We start from the raw sequence: 21,342 nt of genomic DNA on the forward strand, positions 1-21,342 counted from the left end.
ATGTAAAACAATTTCGATATCGCCATTGGCACAAGCAGATAAATCCTGTTGCAGAGTTTTTTGTACTGTTTCCCAATCAGCAACGCGGGTTTGGTTAAAACTGTTCAGATAAAGCTTAAAGCTTTTTGATTGGATAAGAGGTATTTTCATGAACAAGCGGAGCTTGAGCAATCATCTTAGCAGTCTAGCCCTCAGAAGCCAAAAGGGCGGCTTTGATGCGATCACGTACCCGTCCGTCTTATAAGGAACTAAAAATGAAGTATCACCGCCTCAATGAAGTTATCGAACTTTTACATCCAGTATGGAAGAATGAGCCGGATTTAAGTTTGGCGCAGCTTTTGCAAAAGCTGGCTGATGAAGCAGGATTCGCAGGGCAGTTGTCTGAATTAACCGATGATATTCTGATTTATCACCTGAAAATGCGCGGTACGGATAGTCAGGCAGAAATTCCCGGGTTGAAAAAGGATTATGAAGAAGATTTTAAGACAGCGTTATTACGTGCCCGCGGTGTTATTAAAGATTGATAAAGAGAGAACTGTGTTGTGACAGAATCGAAAGCTTTTAATTTTCAGAATATAACGCCAGATTTAATCATGGATGCGTTGGCGCAGTCTGGTTTGTATCTTGATTCCGGTTTAACTGAACTGAATAGTTACGAAAATCGTGTTTATCAGTTCATGGATGAGAATCGCAAACGTTATGTGGTGAAATTTTATCGCCCCCTGCGCTGGAGTCAGCAGCAAATTCAAGAGGAACATGATCTTGCGCATGAATTGCAGCAGGCAAATTTACCGGTTGCGGCTCCCCTGATGTTTGATGGGCAGACGGTACTGAATTATGGCGGGTTCTTTTTTGCTATTTTCCCGAGCGTAGGAGGACGCCAGTACGAATCAGATAATTTTGACCAGTTGGAAGATGTCGGGCGTTTACTGGGAAGAATGCACCAGATTGGTCGTCAAAAAACGTTTTCGGCTCGTCCTACGCTTAATTTTGATGAGTATTTGTATCAACCGTATCAATATTTGGCTGAATGCAAGCTTCTGCCTGCCGGGCGTAAGAAAGGTTTTTTGGCGGCACTGGATGAATTGAACAATGCTGTTGTACATCAATGGAATGATAACTGGCAGGCATTACGGCTGCATGGTGATTGCCATGCTGGTAATATCTTGTGGCGTGATGAGGCATGGTTTGTGGATCTTGATGATGCCCGCAATGGCCCTGCTATTCAGGATTTGTGGATGTTGCTCAATGGCTCAAGGCAGGAGCGGTTGATTCAGCTGGATATTTTGCTTGAATCATATAGCCAGTTTACGGATTTTGACCCAAAAACACTGGCTTTGATAGAACCACTGCGGGCAATGCGAATGGTCTATTATTTGGCTTGGGTTGCTCGTCGCTGGCAAGACCCCGCTTTTCCCAAAGCATTTCCGTGGATGGCTGATAGTGATTTCTGGCATAAGCAAATGAATCTTTTTTCTGAACAAACCCGGCTGTTACAGGAACCACCTTTACAGCTCAACCCGATGTATTAATTTTTCTGGAGACCATTATGAAGAAATTTTGGCTAGCACTGGTGGGAGCGTTTATGGCATTTAATGCATCTGCTTCCGGTTTTTCTGAAGGCAAACAGTATACGGAATTAAAAAACCCGGTTGCAAATCAGCCGCAGGTTTTGGAATTCTTCTCTTTTTATTGCCCTCACTGTTATCAGTTTGAAAACATTTATCATGTTCCTTCTACTGTTGAGAAAAACCTGCCGGCGGGGGTGACTCATGACCGTTATCATGTCGATTTTCTGGGGCCTCTGGGGAAAGATCTGACGGATGCCTGGGCGGTTGCGATCGTCATGAAGGTTGAAGATAAAGTCACTCCAATTTTGTTTGAGGGTATTCAGAAAACCCAATCCATCCATAGTAAAGAAGATATCCGCAATGCCTTCATCAAGGCTGGTGTGTCTGGTGAGGAATATGATGCGGCATTGAACAGCTTTATCGTGCAATCTGTAGCCGCTAAAGAGCGTCAGGCAGCCAAAGATCTTGAATTGCGTGGTGTTCCGGCAGTTTTTGTTAATGGCAAATACCTGATTAACAATGGTGGCATTGAATCGCGTTCAGAGCTGGACTACGGTAAGAAGTTCTCTGATGTAGTGAATTATCTGGTGACAAAAAAATAAGCCACAATGCAACAAGAAGACTGGTATTAATATAAAATAATACAAGTATTGTGTCAGCTAAGATAAAACTGGCACAATACTTGCTGAAAGTTCCCTTTCATAACATAAACTCCGGTAATATCCACAAGTCAGTGATTTTTAAGTAGTTGTAATATTTCTTTCACATTCGCCGTAATTCATTGATTTTTACCTTCTGTTCTTCATTCTTTACAGTGATAAACATAAATCTGGTTTATGTGCCATTTTTTTGTGCACAAAGTTATCCACAGAGAATTCATCAGAATATTTGTCAGAAAATGCAGGTTAGCACGAGAAAATTCTCGCAAAATTCGTCTATATCGGCACAGTATGGCATTCTATTCTTTATTCATCCCACAGAACGACGAAGAAAATTTTATGGCACAGATAGCAGACAATCCCCTGATTTTGGTTGATGGTTCTTCATACCTTTATCGTGCATACCATGCGTTTCCTCCACTGACAAACAGTACAGGGGAACCAACGGGCGCCATGTATGGCGTGCTGAACATGCTGCGCAGTTTGATCATGCAGTATAAATCCAGTCATGTGGCGGTCGTGTTTGATGCCAAAGGCAAAACGTTCCGTGATGAGTTATTTGCTGAATATAAATCCCACCGCCCACCAATGCCGGATGATTTGCGGTCGCAGATTGAGCCATTGCACAAAATGGTTAAGGCAATGGGACTGCCAATTCTGGTTGTACCGGGTGTTGAAGCTGATGATGTTATCGGTACATTGGCGTTGCAGGCTGAAAAAGAAGGCCGCTCTGTCCTGATCAGTACTGGTGATAAAGATATGGCTCAGTTGGTGACGTCGAATATCACGCTGATTAATACCATGACCAACACTATTCTGGGGCCGGAAGGGGTAAAGGAAAAATATGGTATTCCGCCTGAACTGATCATCGATTTCCTCGCCCTGATGGGGGACTCTTCCGATAATATTCCTGGTGTGCCGGGGGTCGGTGAAAAAACTGCTTTGGGACTGTTGCAGGGTATTGGTGGATTGAATGAGATTTACGCCAGACTTGATGAAATAGCGACACTCAGTTTCCGCGGTGCTAAAACGCTGGGCGGGAAAATGGAGCAGCATAAAGAAGTGGCTTACCTTTCTTATCAGTTGGCAACGATTAAAACGGATGTGGAATTAGATAAGACCTGTCTGGAACTTGCTGTTGTGCCACCGGATGCGGATGAGTTATTGGCACTGTTCAGCCATTATGAGTTTAAACGCTGGATCAGTGACGTACAGAATGGCAGTTGGTTGGAAGGTAATGGGCAGAAACTGGTTGCCGCAGTTTCGAAAGCCGAAGCTGTGGCAGCCGCACCAAGTGCTGTCAAAATTTCACCGGAAAGCTATCAGACCATTCTTGATCGCCAATCCCTTGATGAATGGATTGAGAAACTGAAACAGGCTCCGGCATTCTCTTTTGATACTGAAACTGATGGCCTTGATACCCTGACCGCCAATCTGGTGGGAATGTCTTTTGCTATTGCGTTAGGTGGATTAGCGTTAAGTGGATCAGCGTTAGGTGAATCAGAGGTTGAAGCCGCCTATCTGCCGTTGGGCCATGATTATCTGGACGCGCCCCAACAACTGGATCTGGATGAAGTTCTCACAGCATTAAAACCACTGTTGGAAGATGCAAGCCTGCCTAAGATAGGCCAAAACCTGAAATTTGATCGTGGCGTTTTGGCTCGTTATGACATTACTCTGAACGGTATTGTTTTTGACACTATGCTGGAATCGTATGTTCTGAACAGCGTAGTGGGCCGACATGACATGGATAGCCTCGCGGAGCGTCATCTGGGCTATAAGACCACGACATTCGAAGAAATTGCGGGTAAAGGTAAAAAACAGCTAACGTTCAATCAAATTCCGCTGGAGGAAGCATCAAAATATGCGGCAGAAGATGCGGACGTGACTTTACGGTTACATCAGGTGATGTATCCACAATTAGAGAGCGTGGAGACACTGAAAAAAGTTTTCCAGAAAATTGAAATGCCATTAGTGCCTGTGCTTTCCCGCATGGAGCGGACAGGCGTACTGATTGATGCTCAAACGTTGGCAGAACATTCACTGGAAATCACTGCACGTTTAGATGAGTTGGAAAAATCAGCTTATACGTTAGCGGGTGAAGAATTTAATTTGGCTTCACCCAAGCAGTTACAAGTCATTTTGTTTGAAAGGATGAACTTGCCTGTCTTGAAAAAGACCCCGAATGGTGCACCATCAACAAACGAAGAAGTCCTGGAAGAATTGGTGGAGCACCATGAATTGCCGAGAGTGATTCTGGAGCATCGCGGTTTGGCGAAACTGAAATCCACTTACACGGATAAATTGCCCCAAATGGTTAATCCGCTGACAAATCGTGTCCACACTTCGTACCACCAGGCGGTAACGGCGACTGGGCGTCTTTCTTCCCGTGATCCAAACCTGCAAAACATTCCTGTGCGTAATGAGGAAGGTCGACGCATCCGTCAGGCATTTATTGCGCCAGAAGGCTACCGCATTATGGCGGCGGACTATTCACAGATCGAATTGCGGATTATGGCACACTTGTCACAAGACAAAGGGTTGCTGAAGGCGTTTGCACAAGGTAAGGATATCCACCGTGCGACCGCTGCGGAGGTGTTTGGCGTGTCGTTGGAGCAAGTGACCAGCGAGCAACGTCGCAGTGCGAAGGCGATTAACTTTGGTCTGATCTATGGTATGAGTGCGTTTGGTTTATCCCGCCAGTTAGGGATTCCACGTGGCGAAGCACAACGTTATATGGATCTCTATTTTGAACGTTATCCGGGCGTGCTGTCTTATATGGAGCGCACACGCCAGCAAGCCGCTGAACATGGGTTTGTTGAAACACTGGAAGGGCGTCGATTGTACCTGCCAGATATCAAATCGCGTAATGCCATGCGCCGTAAAGCTTCAGAGCGTGAAGCCATCAATGCGCCTATGCAGGGTACAGCAGCGGATATCATCAAATTGGCGATGATAGCCGTGGATAATTGGATTGTCAGCGAACAGCCAAATGTACGGATGATCATGCAGGTTCACGATGAACTGGTGTTTGAGGTGCATGAGTCTGAACTGGAGGCTGCGGAGAAAGCAATCAGAGAGTTGATGGAACAAAGTATGCAGCTTGATGTTCCATTAAAAGTGGATGTCGGGGTTGGTGATAATTGGGATCAGGCGCACTGATCACTTATACTTTCAATTTATTGATTTTTGAAGAACCGCATCTTTGCGGTTCTTTTTTTATTTTTTATAGCCCTATTTTTTGTGTAGATGATCTTTTATTGAGTGATTTTTATGAAATCACTGTTGGTTTTATAAACCAGAAATAGCCGGATCACACCGTGAGAAGGCTTGTGGCAACAATTTAGGTTAGGTTTGAGATTGGATCTAGATCTCATAATTATGTAATTAAACTACATAAATGATGGCGTTATAACCTGATTTGATTAAATAATAGAAGCTGAATCGAGGCATTTTATGAAAATTAATTACAAAAAAGTCTTTTTTTGATTAAAGGAATAGGGTAAAGTTGTCGGCGTAGGGTACAGAGGTAAGATGTTCTATCTTTCAGACCTTTTACTTCACGTAATCGGATTTAGCTGAATATTAGCTGCCCCAGTCATCTCTTTTGACTGGGGCGTTTTTTTATGTCCGATTTATACAGGCGGGAATGTGGTGAATGCAGCGGATGTTATTCCGCTTCAATGGCAGGTTGGTTGAACCAAAGATCAAGTTTTTGTTCGAGTTTATCGATACCGAACTTTTTCAGAGCAGAGAAATATTCGACCTGAACATCGCCATCCAGAGAAGCCAATTCCTGATGGACTTTCGCCAGTTGGCTTTTACGGGCACCGGAAGTCAGTTTATCGGCCTTAGTCAGCAATACCATGACAGGAACCTGCATCACAACTGCCCATTCGATCATCTGCATATCCAGATCTTTCAGTGGATGACGGATATCCATCAAAACCACCAGCCCTAACAGGCATTCACGTTTCTGGAGATATTCTCCCAAGGCTTTCTGCCACTTGCGCTTCATTTCTTCTGGTACTTCAGCGTAACCATAGCCCGGCAAATCCACCAGACGAACACCTTCTTCCACTTCGAATAAGTTGATCAACTGAGTACGGCCCGGGGTTTTACTCGTGCGCGCAAGACTTTTCTGGCGGGTCAGTGCATTCAGGGCACTGGATTTACCCGCATTTGACCTACCCGCAAACGCGACCTCAATGCCCACATCTTGAGGCAGGTGGCGAATGTCAGGTGCACTCGTGACAAAGTGGGTCATGTGATAGTTGTAGCTTTTGATGGTCAAAATGGTCATCTCCCTGAGGAATACACGAAAATAGCGGGGGTGATTATACCGAGAGCTGTCGCTTGTGGACAGGCGTAACTTTATTTTGACATTTTTACTGTCACTTATCCCCCATGCTTGGTGGATAGTTCATTGGTGGATAGTACATTGGTGGATAGTACATTGGTAGATAGTACACATAGAACTAATTATGAGGTCAGTCTATTTATAGCAATGCTTACATGACGATCTTTAAACAATGACAATTTCCGCGCAGCCGCTTTAGTGCCACCTTTCCAATGGCTCAGGCCTTTTTTAATTGACTCGATATTATTGTCGCATTTTTCTTTGTACAGGAGCCAATCGACTGTAGCTAATAACTCCATGCCATAGGGAGACTCAAATCCTTCAATGAGTTCTGAGGTTTTTTCTAATACAGGTAAGTAATCTTTAGCCTCGGTTGTCAAATAATCCTGAAGCTTTTCTTTCTTTGCGTCATTAAATCGTATGACATCCAGTGGATCGCTATCAGGAATACGCTTATCAGAACAAAGGTAGCTACCATCCAATGCATTGAGTAAATGCATTAAATTGTGAGCATATGGCCCATAGTTATTTGCTTTAAACTTAAGCTTTAGGATGTCTGGCAGACCTTGTTTTTCAAGTTCTCTAGCAAGAAACCAAGCCAGTTTCTGAATCTCGAGTAAGCTACATTCCATACCTAAAATCCAATAACGGCGAACAAGTTCCGCGATCATGGCTCGAACTGGAGTTAATGCATCAACTCCTTGCTTTTTACTGACATTTTGGTATTTGGTCGTAGGCTCGTAAATGTAGATGTTTACATCATCCAGAGATGATAATGCTGACTCGATCTTTGGTTTTACGTCCATCCAACTAAGACCGCCGTTACCAGCGCCTAAAGGGGGAATCGCAATAGATTTGACGTTATTCTCGATGATCCATTTTTTAAGATCATTTAATCCCTGAACAATCCATTCCATCTTAGAAGGAAAGCGCCAATGCTGCTTGGTTGGGAAGTTAACGATCCATTGAGGGCTAACCAACTCCCCTGTTTCCGTGACAAATATTTTTCCGGTATTAACTTCACCTGATTTGCAAGCTTTTGCATACAAAGCCATATTCAAAGGGAAACGCTCTTTAAACATTAAAGCAATCCCTTTTCCCATAACGCCTACTGTATTGACTGTATTGACCAATGCTTCCACGTCAGCATCAAGTAAGTTGCCTGTTGAGTAATGAATCATGAAAAATACCACCCCGGTCTCGCGATCACTTCAACATCATGACCAGATTGTTTAATTAACTCTTTTAAGTATTGCTTATCTTTCTCGGAATAACACACGATACCAACGAAAGCCTCTATTGGGCAATGGTTGTGTATGAGTGCTTCAGCCTGATAACGTTCAAATTTAGCAGGATCATCGGGATCTCTTTTAAAATCTTTTGATTGAATAATTTCCCAATCAATTTTGTCCAGATCTGCGATATCAGAGTAAAAATTCGACCACATGTAATAAGCATGACTATCAGTAAAAATAAAGGGAATATCCATCTCATTTAATTTGTGCAAACTGGAAACAAGGATAACTATCTCGCTATTATCTCTTCGCTTTATTCCACCCCAACCGCTGTGTATGTTTTTAAGCATGGGAGAAAAAGGTGTGAAGTAAAACGGGATGTAATCGTTCAGTGTTCCTTCTGGAGAAATGGGTACGGGATGGTTTGCTCTTTTCGATATTAGCTCTGGATTACCAATATCTATCCAATTTTCTGACTTTGTATCACTATTCCCAGCGAAAAAACCATTTTGAAGAATCCACGGCAAGTTATCTCTGTGAACAATTCGCCAAATCAACGCCTTCTTGGGATTTAGGCTTTTTTTATAGTTCATGTTAGTGACCATTACGGCAAAAAGCAGGTGGAATATTGATATACCGAAACACACCATATCACCCTATATGAAAATTTGCATTCGTATCACCATACTGGCATCTGCCGATAAATTACGTCCTTTGGCCCGGAAAGCGCCTCAATATAGAGGTTATTCTTAAATTAACTCTCGCGCAAATATGCGAATATAAAAGCTGAATAGATAGATTTTCCCCCTATTTCCCTAAAATACTCGTAAATGTAGGTAAATCTTTGGAACTTAGTTCTATTGGGAATTACACTTAATAAGTTTTGTTGTTATGAATTTTATTGTTGACCTCAAAAATAAAGGAACCATCAATGTTTAAACGTATTTTTGTGTCGCTTATGACTGCATGTGCTATCAGTGCAGTGGCTGTTCCAGCATTGGCTGCCGAAACTCACGTGAAGCTGGTGACATCAGCCGGAGAAATCGAAATTGAGTTGGATAGCAACAAGGCACCAGTTACCACCAAGAATTTTGTTGAGTATGTCAATGAGGGGTTTTATAACAACACTATTTTTCATCGTGTTATTCCCGGTTTCATGATTCAGGGCGGTGGCTTCACAAAAGATATGAAGCAAAAAACCACCAGAGCGCCAATTAAGAATGAAGCAGATAATGGTTTGCGTAATCTGCGTGGCACTATTGCCATGGCACGTACCGCAGATAAAGACAGTGCGACCAGCCAGTTTTTCATTAACGTGACTGATAATGCTTTTCTTGACCATGGTCAGCGTGATTTTGGTTATGCCGTCTTTGGTAAAGTCGTAAAAGGTATGGATGTCGTGGATAAAATTTCTCAGGTCAAAACAGAAAATGTTGGGCCTTACCAAAACGTACCTGTGAAACCTATTGTGATTTTGTCAGCTAAGGTTGAGTCTTAATCGTTTTAGCAAGAGGTAATCCGGTATTCGGGTAATCATTATTGATTGTTTGAATACCGTTCGTATTCTCTCCCATCTCCTTTCTCCAGCGTTGTACTCTGTAGTAGTATAAGTAACATAGTGGTATAAGTAACTTAGTTGGTTAGGGATTCTCTGTGCCACTATTTTAAAAATCCTTCTGTGGTATGATGACTCCCCCGTTGCCGTTGATACTGCTTTACCTGATTTTACCGTAATACAGAATGCATAATGCCCCAATGGGGTAGGGCAACTTATAAGACTATAAAATCAGTAGGATATACTCCTATGTTATTAATAATAGATAATTACGATTCTTTTACATTCAATTTATATCAATATTTTTGTGAATTAGGGACAGAGGTTTTAGTTAAGCGTAATGATGAGTTACAGCTTGAAGATATTGAAAGATTAGCACCTACACATTTAGTGATTTCTCCCGGGCCTTGTACGCCAAATGAAGCAGGGATTTCTCTGGAAGCGATTTCACATTTTGCCGGGAAACTGCCTATTTTGGGCGTGTGTTTGGGGCATCAGGCGATAGGTCAGGCTTTTGGTGCCAGCGTTGTCAAAGCCCGTGAAGTGATGCATGGAAAAACTTGCTTGCTCCATCATTGTCAGCAAGGGGTATTTAAGGGGTTGGATCATCCACTGACCGTCACACGCTATCATTCGCTGGTGATTGCTGCTGAAACTCTTCCTGCGTCATTTGAAGTGACGGCATGGAGCCAGCGCAATGGCGATGTGGATGAAATTATGGGAATACGTCATCGTACTTTGCCACTGGAAGGGGTGCAATTTCACCCGGAAAGTATTCTTAGTGAGCAGGGACATGAGTTGTTGAATAATTTTCTTAAGTATTAGTCAGGTATCATCGATAATCCCTCACTCGTTTTTTTATTTGCCACTATTTGATTTTTTATTCATATTTAGTGACTGTTATTTCACTTCGGTGTGGCAAATAGAAAAATAAGGTGAGGGAAATGCTAGAAAACACAGCAAATAGCCGGAATACTTATGATCAGGTTATGTTGCCAATTTATGCGCCAGCGGATTTTATTCCTGTCAAAGGGCAAGGTAGTAGGGTCTGGGATCAGCAGGGTAAAGAATATATCGATTTTGCCGGTGGTATCGCTGTTTTGGCTCTGGGGCACTGCCATCCGGCCTTGGTGGCGGCTCTGAAACAGCAAGGTGAAAAATTGTGGCATGTCAGCAATGTTTTCACCAATGAACCCGCCTTAACTTTAGCGAAAAAGTTGATTGATGCAACTTTTGCACAGAGAGTATTTTTCGCTAACTCCGGAGCGGAAGCCAACGAAGCCGCATTTAAGCTGGCCCGTCGTTACGCGATTACCCGCCATCATCCCCATAAAACCAAAATTATTGCTTTTCATCATGCGTTTCACGGACGCACGTTTTTCACCGTTTCGGTGGGAGGACAGCCAAAATATGCCGAAGGGTTCGGGCCTAAACCGGCCGATATTGTACACGTCCCTTTTAATGATCTGGATGCTGTCAGAACGGTAATCGATGATGACACCTGCGCTGTTGTTCTGGAGCCGATTCAGGGAGAAGGCGGTGTTACGCCTGCAACGACAGAGTTTCTTCATGGTGTGCGGAAATTATGTGATAAGCATCAGGCGCTACTGATTTTTGATGAAGTACAAAGCGGAATGGGGCGTACAGGCAGGCTATATGCTTATCAGCATTATGGCGTTCAACCGGATATTCTGACGACGGCAAAAGCATTGGGAGGAGGTTTTCCGATTAGTGCGATGCTAACGACCGATACAATTGCGACGGCGATGGAAACAGGCGCACATGGAACAACTTATGGCGGAAATCCGTTGGCTTGTTCTATCGGTTGTGCCGCTTTGGATATCATCAACACACCAGAAGTATTGGCGGGAGTGGAAAAGCGCCACGATATAATCATTCATGCACTGGAAAAGATGAACCAAAAATATGGCATCTTCCATGAATTCCGTGGAAAAGGGTTGCTTATTGGCGCTGTATTGAAAGTGGAATATCAAGGCAAGGCCAGAGAAATATTGCAGCAAGTGGCGGAGCACGGATTGATGTTATTGAGTGCAGGAGACAGTATCTTACGCTTTACGCCATCATTAATTATCGCTGAGAATGAGATAACAGAAGGCATGGTGCGGTTGGATATGGCGATATCGCGATGGTTAAATCAATAAATGGTTAAATCAATAAAATAACGATCGGGAGAAGCAACAAAAAAAGCCAGTGCGGATGTAATAAATTGCACTGGCTGAATTTCAGGTTTATCGGGAACTAACGTGTTCCATAAACAACAATGGTTTTACCATGTGCAGAGATCAGGTTTTGATCTTCCAGCATTTTAAGAATGCGGCCAACTGTTTCACGGGAGCAACCCACAATCTGCCCGATTTCCTGACGGGTAATTTTGATTTGCATACCATCAGGGTGAGTCATGGCATCAGGCTGTTTAGCCAGGTTGAGCAGCGTTTGGGCGATACGGCCTGTCACGTCCAAAAAGGCCAGGTTGCCTACTTTTTCGGAAGTTGTTTGTAGACGACTTGCCATCTGAGCAGATAAACGCATCAGAATGTCAGGATTAACCTGAATTAACTGGCGAAATTTCTTGTAGGAAATTTCAGCCACTTCACAGGCGCTTTTGGCTCGCACCCATGCAGTACGTTCTTGCCCTTCTTCAAATAATCCAAGTTCACCAATGAAATCCCCCTGATTTAAATAAGAGAGGATCATTTCTTTACCTTCTTCATCTTTTATTAGAACAGCAACCGAACCTTTAACAATGTAGTAAAGCGTTTCTGCTTTCTCACCTTGATGAATAAGCGTGCTCTTGGATGGATATTTGTGAATATGGCAGTGTGACAAAAACCATTCAAGAGTAGGGTCTGTTTGTGGCTTGCCGAGAACCATTCGCTTTATCCTCTGTTGTTATTTCTGCCTTTATGAAGTGAGAAACAGATGGTTTCTCTTCAGGCTAGCTTTATAAAGTCAATAGCTTAACATATTAACTTGCTGAAAAACTGACAAGCAGGAATTTTATATGGATTATAAGAATGCCAAAGTGATGGCATATTGATCTCACCCCATATAACTTGCCAATCTCGCTTGTAACCTTGTTTGTAACACAGGAAAACGTTTCTGTCTTCCCCTGTATCGCTTCAGCATATTAAACCGGTTGCCAGATTACCAGAAATCTGTTTGGAGAGGCTATTTTATTGACAGTGTATTTATATAATTCTGAACAGCGTTTCCGTTGTGATGAGCTTTATGTTGCTTCACTTTTCTGGCTAAAACTGATTTTTATCAGCCGCTTTATTATTGTAAGAACGACTTATTTATTTAAATAAAACAGACAACATTATTTTTTGTTGCCTGCTTTATTTAAAATAAAAAGCAGTTTAAGTCATGAAATTTTTTGGCCTTCCAGTAATTGCTTAACGATCGGCGCCATAATTAACTCCATCGCCAGTCCCATTTTTCCACCCGGAACAACAATGGTATTTATACTGGAAATAAATGAACCCTGAAGCATTGCCAGTAAATATGGAAAATCAATTTGGGTTAGGTCACGGAAGCGGATCACGATAAAACTTTCGTCCAGTGATGGAATAGCCTTGGCAGAGAAAGGATTAGATGTATCAACCGTGGGAACGCGCTGGAAATTTATGTGGGTGCGTGAAAACTGGGGGGTGATATAGCGGATATAGTCATCCATTGAGCGGACAACAGAATCCATAACGGCTTCTCTGGAATGCCCGCGTTCGCTGGTGTCACGGATGAGTTTCTGTATCCATTCAAGGTTCACGATAGGCACAACACCAATCAACAGGTCAACATGGCTGGCGACATTGTGTTGTGGCGTGACAACACCGCCATGCAGACCCTCATAAAACAGAATATCTGTATTTGATGGCAGGGGTTCCCACGGTGTGAAAGTGCCTGGTACTTGGTTATAGGGGACGGCTTCATCGTAAGTATGGAGGTATTTTCGGCAGCGCCCGCTGCCTGTTTCCCCATAATCAGAAAATGCTTTTTCCAGCATGCTGAAATCATTGGCTTCTGGCCCAAAGTAACTGATATGCCTGCCCTGTTCTCTCGCTTTGCGGATCTCGGCATCCATTTCAGGACGAGTGTAACGATGGAAACTATCCCCTTCAATGGTTGCGGCAGTCGCGCCAATTTGCTGGAAAATCTTGCGAAAAGCCACACTGGTGGTCGTTGTTCCTGCTCCACTGGAGCCAGTAATTGCAATGACAGGATGTTTGGCAGACATGGACAGACTCCTTATCAATAAAAATTGAGTTATCTTTATTTTAATCATCCAGTTAGAGTGAATAAAACAAGTCAGGCTTTATGGGCGGAACATCTCTTTGGGCATGATATTGACGGTTTCATGTAACTCAGACCATACCAGCAGAACCTCACCCCGTTCAAGTTGGCGTTTAACATCCTGTACTTTTTGTTCAAGTGTTTTTTCTTGTTCGCCGTAATCTGTGCCTTCCCGCAAGACAAAACTTTCTATCAGGTTAAGTAGTGTTTCGGTTTCCAGTTGTTGCCACGGAATTATCATTGTGGTTGTTCCCGATGTGGTAATTCATAATGAATTGATTTCATGATTAGTCATCTTGTGTGTGGAATAACATACTGTTATTTTTCTTGAAAGGAAATGTTGACCATTTGGGTGAGGGGAAACTACCCATGACTGTAAGCCTGATCTTATCTCTCAGTACGTTTATGTTTATTTCCGCAGTTACGCCGGGTCCAAACAATATGTTGTTGACATCATCGGGTGCCAATTTTGGTATTCGTCGCTCCATTCCGCTTTGCTTGGGTATTGTTTTGGGGATGCAGACAATTTTGTTGCTGTCTGCTTTTGGTGTCGCTGCGTTGTTACTGATTTATCCTGCCATGCATACCGGCCTGAAAGTGCTTGGTAGCCTGTACTTACTCTGGTTAGCCTGGAAAACAGCAACCTCGCATTATAAGCGCTTGGATACCTCAACGCCGTCAATGCCACCTATCAAAATTTATCAGGGATGGTTGTTGCAGTTCCTGAATCCCAAAACATGGCTGATGGGATTGGGAGCGGTCAGTAGCTACAGTCTGGCTGGAGAACAATATGGCTACTCCATTTTAACCATCAGCGTAGTGATGTTATTTTCCAGCATTATCGCGGGTGCAATCTGGCTTATGCTCGGTTCACTGATTGGCCGATTGCTGCGAAGCCGTCACTCGTGGTTTATGTTCAATATTGCAATGGGCATTCTGACCGCCGCTTGTGTGCCCTTAATATGGTTAAATTAAGGCGGGTCTGGCTGCATCAGTCCAGATCGATATTTTTGCTCCCGAAGAGTATTGTCAGCATAAAGCCAGCGATATAAGCGACAATCAGCCCTGCACCATATATTGCCATCCCGGTAAATATACCGCTGTTGGATGTCATTAAGGGCAGGGCGACCAGCCCGGAAGGGCCGAAAACACTATTTAACCCGACAGGCCAGCCCCACCAGGCAATCAGGCCGATAAAAAATCCCCCTGCCGCACCACCGAGACAAGCGGTCACAAAAGGCTTTACGCGGGGTAGGGTGACACCATAGATCAAGGGTTCCCCAATCCCCAGAAAGCCCGGAATGATGGCACCTTTAATTTGAGTGCGAAGCAATGAGCCTTTTTTGGCTTTCACATATAACGCCAGCGCAGAACCTACCTGACCGGCTCCTGCCATTGCCAGAATGGGAAACAGAGAGTTGAATCCTTGTGCATCCATCAAGGCAAAATAGACAGGAACGAAGCCCTGATGCACGCCAAACATGACCGCGATTAAGAATAATCCCGCCAAAACAGCCGTACCGAATGGGTTGCCATTCAAATTCATAAACAGCCATGACATTGCAGTAAACAAGTAACTGCCGACGGGCATAATAATGATAAAGGCAACGGCCCCCATGATAAGCAGGGTGATAGCCGAAGTCAGGATCATATCCAGATCAGATGGCATGATTCTGCGGATCTGTTTTTCTACCCAAGCGCCGAGAATACAGGCGATCAGCACGCCAATGATATTGCCCCGGGGATCGATGGAAAACCCAAAGAAGTTATTGATACCAGAATAGAAACCGCTGGTGGCTTCGGCGTTATAGCCCAGTACGAACAGGGATGCGATGATGGCACCGTTAACGCCTGATCCGCCAAAGGCTTTTTGTGCATTGTAGCCAATCAAGATGCTCAGAAAACTGAACATGCCTTTGCTGAAGATTTTCATATAGCCGACCATTTCCACCAATATGGCGTCGGGATTTTCGGCTCCTTTGATAAAAACCTGCTCCAGCAAGGTAGCAAAACCTAATAACAGACCAACGGCGATAAACCCGGGGATTAAGGGAGTAAAAATGGTGGCGAATTTAGCCAGAAATTTATGGACTGAGCTGGTTTGCTTTTCTTTAAGGTGTTTTTTATTGGAAAGGGCAATATCTTTTAGTGTGTCAGAATGTGGCTCTGAATGGCTGAGATGATGTGATTCACTTAATAAAGTATTCATCATGTCCGCCGCTGTCTGGGCTTTACCGGGGCCAAGGACAATCTGGAGTTGATCATCACTTTCTATGACACCCAATACTCCGGTCATTTTTTTTAATCTGGCCTTATCGACAAGTGAATCATCGCGCAGAGTCAACCTCAGGCGGGTCATGCAATTACCGCAGTGAGCAACGTTACCAGCCCCGCCAATGGTGTGAAGTATTTCGACCAGCATGTCCTGATTAATTTTAGCCATTTAGAACCCCTTAAGAGAGGTAATGATTATCGGTCCTTAGGTATCGCTGGCCGGATAAATCCTTGGTGCTCTGCCAATAACACTTTGGCTTCTTCGGCACTGACGCCCGATAAAATCATCACAATTGCGGTCTTGCAGTGACCATTACAGGCATTCAGGGCATGTTCTGCTATTTCCCTGCTGCACTCAGTGGCTGCCATGACAATATTTTTCTGACGTTCGATTAATTTGGCGTTGGTGGCTTCCACATCGACCATCAAATTTCCATATACCTTGCCAATGCGGATCATGGCACCTGTCGTAATCATATTCAGTACGAGTTTTTGTGCCGTACCTGCTTTCATACGGGAAGAACCTGTCACCACTTCCGGCCCCACGACAGGTGTGATAGCGATATCAGCCAATTGCACCATTGGGCTGTCTGGATTGCAACTGATGCAGGCTACGGTAGCACCGACCGATTTGGCATATTCCATTGCTCCTAATACATAAGGCGTCCGACCGCTGGCCGCGATCCCCACCAGTACATCTCTTTGATTAAATTGTAGTGCTTTAAGATCAACTGAGCCTAATTGACGGTTATCTTCGGCATTTTCTACCGCTTTTAGAATTGCCTGATGCCCGCCAGCAATTAGACCGACCACTTGTTCTGGTTTCGTGCCATAAGTTGGGGGGCATTCACTGGCATCCAAAATACCTAAACGCCCGGATGTTCCCGCTCCGCTATAGATTAAGCGTCCACCTTGGCGAAAGGCTTCGGCGACTTTATCAACGACACAGGCAATTTGGGGCAGGGTTTTCTCAACGGCGATAGCGACTTTTTTATCTTCATCGTTGATAACGCGCAGCATATCCAGCGTCGATAACTGATCAATACAGGTACTGGCGGGATTGCGACTTTCAGTCACCATTTTGCTCAAGTCAATTTTCATCATTTTTCTGCCGTTATGTCATGAGAAGTCAGGAAGTGATTTGATATCTATTGGGTGCTATTGCATATACGCGCTAGGCTATCGTACTAACAATTCGAGATAAAATATAGACGCTGTTTATTCAGCAGCATGAAAGGTATGCAGTAATTATGTGAATCCAGGACTAATAAAATATATTAAGAATAATAAGATTACTTTTGGTTATCAGGCAATAATAATTTTTCATTACGCATAATGATAAAACTTTTCCTAATGTATGTTAAGTGCATAGAAATATTGTTTTTTTTAAGTTTATCTGACGTCTAATACTTAAAATCTGCTCAATGGCTCATATTTTATGAGGTGTTTATATATGGACTCGTACATGAGTAATAAGTTCATTCGCTTTGGGATTTTTATATATTCTTTATTTTTACCCTTTATAACCATGAGTGCTCTGGCTGTGGGTGAAAGCCAACCTGAGCATCAGATGAAAGAAATATTTTTACCGAAAACAGAAAATGAAGATAACAGAGATAATGAGAAAAAGTTGAAAGAGGACTTGATGGTTCAAGGCCTGCAAAAGGTTGGCAGTCTGTTGTCATCCTCGCCATCGCAACTGACCGAACAAGCCAAATCTTACGCGCTGGGTAAATTAAATAGCACAGTCACCGGTGAGGCACAAAAATGGCTGTCTCAGTTTGGTACAGCAAAAATTAATCTTTCCATGGATAGAAAAGGCAAGCTGGATAATAGTTCATTAGATTTTTTGCTGCCGCTTTATGACAATAAAGCGGATTGGCTGTTTTTCACCCAGGTTGGCTATCGGAATAAAGACAGCCGAAATACCATAAACTTCGGTTTGGGGGGGCGCTATTTCACTCCCGGTTGGATGTATGGTTTAAATACTTTCTACGATTATGACCTCACGGGTAAGAATAAACGCATGGGGTTAGGGGGCGAAGCCTGGGCTGATTATGTCAAACTCTCTGCCAACACCTATTTGCGTTTGAGTGACTGGCATCAGTCTATGGAAGATAAAGATTTCGAAGAACGCCCCGCCAATGGTTTTGATCTCAATGGTGAGTTTTTCCTGCCTGCTTATCCCAATCTGGGGGGGAAATTGAGTTATGAGCAGTACTTTGGCGATAACGTTTCTCTGTTCAATCGCAGCACCAAGCAGAAAAACCCCAGCCTTGCCCGGTTTGGGTTGAGTTATACGCCTATCCCGCTGGTGACAATGGGCGTGGACTATAAACATGGCAGTGGCGGACGTAGCGAAACCTTATTTCTGGCCAATCTGAACTACCGATTTGGTGTGCCTCTGGGGGTTCAGCTCTCGACAGATAGCGTTGCTTCTATGCGTACATTGGCCGGAAGCCGTTATGATCTGGTTGAAAGGAATAACAACATTGTTCTGGATTACAGGAAAAAAGCCATACTGGAAATGATGTTGCCTGACACCATCACCGGATATAGCGGTGAGAAAAGGCAAATAGTCGCAGACATCAGAGCGGATAAACTCATCAAAAAGATAACCTGGTCAGCCGATGGGGCATTCAGTCACAATGGGGGCAGTATTCTTGAAAATGGTCAGACTATTGACCTCACTCTGCCGAATTATAACCCTAAAGGTACAAACAGTTACGAGATTTTTGCCGTTGCGGAGGACGAAACAGATAATCAGTCCGAGAGAACAATCCGCGTGATAGTTGAACCCATATCGGTGAAGACAAGCATTACCCCCAACCGCCCTGTCGGTGCTAATGGTTTGTCACCGTATACATTGACCGTCACCCTGAGTAGCGGAAAAGACAATCACCCACTCAGTCATACCGAATTTAAGGGGGCTCAATGGACCTATGAATATCCGGGTATGCCGAAAGAAGGTGATAATGTGGCGAAGCCCCAACTTGAAGCGCAGACTAATATAACCAATCAGCAGGGCCAATTAATTGCAAAATTAATTTCCGCTGTAGAGGCGAAAGATATCAAGGTATATCTCGAAATTCCGGGATTATCTAAAATACTGGTAAATAAAACGGAACCCATTAATTTTGGTCAATATTCATTCCAACTGACTCAAATGGAATCAGCACCGAAGGGATCTGTTCTCATTAGCGATTCAAGCAATCCAAACAATTCAAACAATTCAAACAAGTCAAACAATGCCCACATCTTTAAAGCTGTGGTAGTCGATGCGTTTGGTGCTCCAGTAAAAGGAATACCAGGAAAAGGAAACGATGGCTTCAAGATTAAGTGGGTTACGGAGCCGGACAACACGAGTGTCATCATAGACAGTTCCTCTGTGGTGGATGAACAAGGGCAGCTTTTTGCCACAGTGAAGAGTACTAAAGCTCAGACTGTTAAGGTAGGCATTGCGATTAAAGCGGATGATCCGATTCCGATGCCGGGTTCGGATAATGGCTCAGGAAATCACTCATATGACCCCCCTGTCTACTTTGATGATCCTGTAGTTTTTGTTGATGATAAGCAAAAACTGGGCGTTAAATTTGATTTTGAACCGTCATCTGCCTCACTCAAAGCAGATGGCAGCCAATACACGGTTACTGCGACAGTGACCAATAAAGACGGCAAGCCTTATCAAGAAACCGTAAACCCTGTCTGGAACATAATCTCACTTTCTGCTGCACCGGGTGCAACTATAACCGCAGTAGACAGTAAGCCGGGTGGTCAGGGAAAATTCAAGGCAGTATTGCGTAGTACGCAGGGAATTAAAAATGCCAAAGTTGGACTCACCCTCAATGGCGGAGTAGAAATACAATCTCAGGCTTTTGACTTTATTCCAGAGGACCCTTCTGATGCTGCAATTAAAGGTTCGTTGGAGGTATCGCCTGAGGGACCACTGCTTGCGAATATGAAGGGTAAAGCTACCTATAAGGCATTGATGATAGAATCTACAACAGGGAATCCGCTCAAAAATCAGACATTTAAAGATGTTTCCTGGGAAGTGGTGCCTGATAAGGGCCGTGATAAACCAGAGAGCTTAAGATTTATTGATGTGCAGAACACGACCGATGATAAGGGGTATTTAACCGCATCTTTGGTAAGTAGTGCGGGACTTGACGGTGTGGTGGCACAAGTATCCGTTAATGTTAATAACAAGCCTCAGGCTGCGAAAGCTAAACCAGTGAGTTTCAATGCGGTAGAAAGGGAAACCGTGATAAGAACCACTGATAAGTACAACAGTTTTTCTTTGGGAAGGCCCGTTACTGTCAGTGATCAGGTGAAATTTGTATTTGCTCATATAAGTGACTCTCATGGACTACAGATAAGTGATCTTGATCCACAAATATTCGATGTTCAATATAATGTTCCGGCAGGATCTTCTATTGAGGTGGATACAACCGGACCGGAGAAGGCCTTATGGTTCCCGCCGCAAAAATTCAAACCTGAACCAGTAAAAGTCACTGCTAACGTTACTAATAAGACAACGGGAGAAAAGTATCTTTATTCATATCAGTTCAATCCGCTGAGATATGTTTTTGTTACCAAGATGGTTGCTACCGAGACGATGTACCCGCCTGTTTATTTTCCCCCAAACACGGCATGCGAGAATCTTGAACCAAAAGAATCTTTGCATAATATCAAAAATGTCAAATCCGTTACTATAGATATGTTGGGGCAATTAGTGAATGTGACTTCCAAAAATACTATCTCTAGTGACTATAAGGATCTTCGAAGTATTATTCTTGATGAAACGTTCCCCATTCAAGTAATTAGTGGTAATAATGGTGATACTGTGTTGAGTGGGGAAGGTTTCTACGCTCGTTTATTTCTTCTTAAAACCCTAAAGGATACAGGGCCACAAAAGCCACAAGAGGCACAAGGGCCACTTATCGATGGCTGGGTTAATTATCAAAACGAAAAATATGTAAAGAATCCACCGAATGAAAAGGGTCCGATTCTACCGCACCCAAGTCCTAGAAAATTATTCTGTTTACTTCCACAATCTTTAATCTAATCAGATTATTACTATACTTTGAAACAGGCTCATTGATGGAGCCTGTTTTTTTATCAGCTGGTACAAAATTTTATTTAACATTGTGTTGGCTTGGGAGAACATTATTTTTTGTCTGACAGGAAGTATGGTGTAAAGGCTTTTTTTGACAATAACATTACCCATTCGATGAATGGGTAATGTTTCCAGATGAAACAAAAGCGTTTACCAGGATAGGCTTTAACAACTTGAGATAAAATATATAAAGAATACTAAGATTACTTTTGGTTATCAGGCAATAATAATTTTTCATTACGCATAATGATAAAACTTTTC

18 protein-coding genes and 1 pseudogene are annotated in these 21,342 nt (G+C 43.3%); 10 read left to right on the forward strand and 9 right to left on the reverse strand.

Features of this window, described 5'->3' with window-relative positions:
• Positions 1–138 (reverse strand): annotated as a pseudogene (gene queF, locus AB204_RS21560) (NADPH-dependent 7-cyano-7-deazaguanine reductase QueF); the annotation flags it as partial.
• A 116-nt stretch (positions 139–254) separates the two neighbouring features.
• On the opposite strand from queF, the gene AB204_RS16190 reads away from it, so the two are divergent.
• From AB204_RS16190 to AB204_RS24155, 5 genes are all read left to right on the forward strand, one after another.
• Entirely contained in the window at positions 255–524 is a 270-nt protein-coding gene (locus AB204_RS16190) for a YihD family protein (protein WP_047964411.1), read from the forward strand.
• Positions 525–542: 18 nt separating this feature from the next.
• Positions 543–1,532: a serine/threonine protein kinase gene (locus AB204_RS16195; protein WP_072061464.1), complete on the forward strand. Its 990-nt coding sequence runs from the start codon at positions 543–545 to the stop codon at positions 1,530–1,532.
• Between the two features lie 17 nt (positions 1,533–1,549).
• Entirely contained in the window at positions 1,550–2,173 is a 624-nt protein-coding gene (gene dsbA, locus AB204_RS16200; protein WP_047964412.1) for a thiol:disulfide interchange protein DsbA, read from the forward strand.
• A 396-nt stretch (positions 2,174–2,569) separates the two neighbouring features.
• Positions 2,570–5,392, forward strand: a complete 2,823-nt coding sequence (gene polA / locus AB204_RS16205; protein WP_047964423.1) for a DNA polymerase I — start codon at positions 2,570–2,572, stop codon at positions 5,390–5,392.
• A gap of 372 nt (positions 5,393–5,764) precedes the next feature.
• The gene (locus AB204_RS24155; RefSeq protein WP_438361642.1) at positions 5,765–5,812 is read left to right on the forward strand and encodes a hypothetical protein; all 48 of its coding nucleotides are present in this window, start codon (positions 5,765–5,767) and stop codon (positions 5,810–5,812) included.
• A gap of 88 nt (positions 5,813–5,900) precedes the next feature.
• On the opposite strand, the gene yihA is transcribed toward AB204_RS24155, so the two are convergent.
• From yihA to darT, 3 genes are all read right to left on the reverse strand, one after another.
• Positions 5,901–6,524, reverse strand: a complete 624-nt coding sequence (yihA, locus tag AB204_RS16210) for a ribosome biogenesis GTP-binding protein YihA/YsxC (RefSeq protein WP_047964424.1) — start codon at positions 6,522–6,524, stop codon at positions 5,901–5,903.
• Positions 6,525–6,712: 188 nt separating this feature from the next.
• Entirely contained in the window at positions 6,713–7,771 is a 1,059-nt protein-coding gene (gene darG, locus AB204_RS16215; RefSeq protein WP_047964413.1) for a type II toxin-antitoxin system antitoxin DNA ADP-ribosyl glycohydrolase DarG, read from the reverse strand.
• Complete coding sequence (darT, locus tag AB204_RS16220) at positions 7,768–8,418, reverse strand: type II toxin-antitoxin system toxin DNA ADP-ribosyl transferase DarT (protein WP_047964425.1); 651 nt, start codon at positions 8,416–8,418, stop codon at positions 7,768–7,770. The genes darG and darT overlap by 4 nt, the downstream gene beginning before the upstream one ends.
• 338 nt (positions 8,419–8,756) lie before the next feature.
• On the opposite strand from darT, the gene ppiA reads away from it, so the two are divergent.
• The 3 genes from ppiA (at position 8,757) to AB204_RS16235 (ending at position 11,542) form a co-directional block, all read left to right on the forward strand.
• Positions 8,757–9,323 carry a peptidylprolyl isomerase A gene (ppiA, locus tag AB204_RS16225; RefSeq protein ID WP_047964414.1) on the forward strand — a complete coding sequence of 189 codons (567 nt, stop codon included), beginning with the start codon at positions 8,757–8,759 and terminating at the stop codon, positions 9,321–9,323.
• A gap of 306 nt (positions 9,324–9,629) precedes the next feature.
• Positions 9,630–10,205 carry an aminodeoxychorismate synthase component II gene (locus AB204_RS16230; RefSeq protein WP_047964415.1) on the forward strand — a complete coding sequence of 192 codons (576 nt, stop codon included), beginning with the start codon at positions 9,630–9,632 and terminating at the stop codon, positions 10,203–10,205.
• A 119-nt stretch (positions 10,206–10,324) separates the two neighbouring features.
• Positions 10,325–11,542: an aspartate aminotransferase family protein gene (locus AB204_RS16235; protein WP_047964416.1), complete on the forward strand. Its 1,218-nt coding sequence runs from the start codon at positions 10,325–10,327 to the stop codon at positions 11,540–11,542.
• 97 nt (positions 11,543–11,639) lie between these two features.
• Here the strand turns inward: AB204_RS16235 and crp are convergent, their stop codons facing one another.
• The 3 genes from crp to AB204_RS16250 form a co-directional block, all read right to left on the reverse strand.
• Positions 11,640–12,272: a cAMP-activated global transcriptional regulator CRP gene (gene crp / locus AB204_RS16240; protein WP_004240730.1), complete on the reverse strand. Its 633-nt coding sequence runs from the start codon at positions 12,270–12,272 to the stop codon at positions 11,640–11,642.
• Positions 12,273–12,765: 493 nt separating this feature from the next.
• A complete protein-coding gene (locus tag AB204_RS16245) occupies positions 12,766–13,635 on the reverse strand; it encodes a phosphoribulokinase (protein ID WP_047964417.1) in 870 nt (289 codons plus the stop codon).
• A gap of 78 nt (positions 13,636–13,713) precedes the next feature.
• A complete protein-coding gene (locus AB204_RS16250; RefSeq protein ID WP_047964418.1) occupies positions 13,714–13,932 on the reverse strand; it encodes a YheU family protein in 219 nt (72 codons plus the stop codon).
• A gap of 128 nt (positions 13,933–14,060) precedes the next feature.
• On the opposite strand from AB204_RS16250, the gene AB204_RS16255 reads away from it, so the two are divergent.
• A complete protein-coding gene (locus AB204_RS16255) occupies positions 14,061–14,666 on the forward strand; it encodes a LysE family translocator (protein WP_047964419.1) in 606 nt (201 codons plus the stop codon).
• 16 nt (positions 14,667–14,682) lie between these two features.
• Here the strand turns inward: AB204_RS16255 and murP are convergent, their stop codons facing one another.
• Entirely contained in the window at positions 14,683–16,134 is a 1,452-nt protein-coding gene (gene murP, locus AB204_RS16260) for a PTS N-acetylmuramic acid transporter subunit IIBC (RefSeq protein WP_047964420.1), read from the reverse strand.
• Between the two features lie 26 nt (positions 16,135–16,160).
• The gene (gene murQ, locus AB204_RS16265) at positions 16,161–17,066 is read right to left on the reverse strand and encodes an N-acetylmuramic acid 6-phosphate etherase (protein WP_200898256.1); all 906 of its coding nucleotides are present in this window, start codon (positions 17,064–17,066) and stop codon (positions 16,161–16,163) included.
• 364 nt (positions 17,067–17,430) lie between these two features.
• Here murQ and AB204_RS20910 point away from each other — a divergent pair, with 364 nt between their 5' ends.
• Positions 17,431–21,030: an inverse autotransporter beta domain-containing protein gene (locus AB204_RS20910; RefSeq protein ID WP_053067931.1), complete on the forward strand. Its 3,600-nt coding sequence runs from the start codon at positions 17,431–17,433 to the stop codon at positions 21,028–21,030.
• Positions 21,031–21,342 lie beyond the last annotated feature (312 nt).

This window comes from Xenorhabdus khoisanae (assembly GCF_001037465.1).
GTDB lineage: Bacteria > Pseudomonadota > Gammaproteobacteria > Enterobacterales > Enterobacteriaceae > Xenorhabdus > Xenorhabdus khoisanae.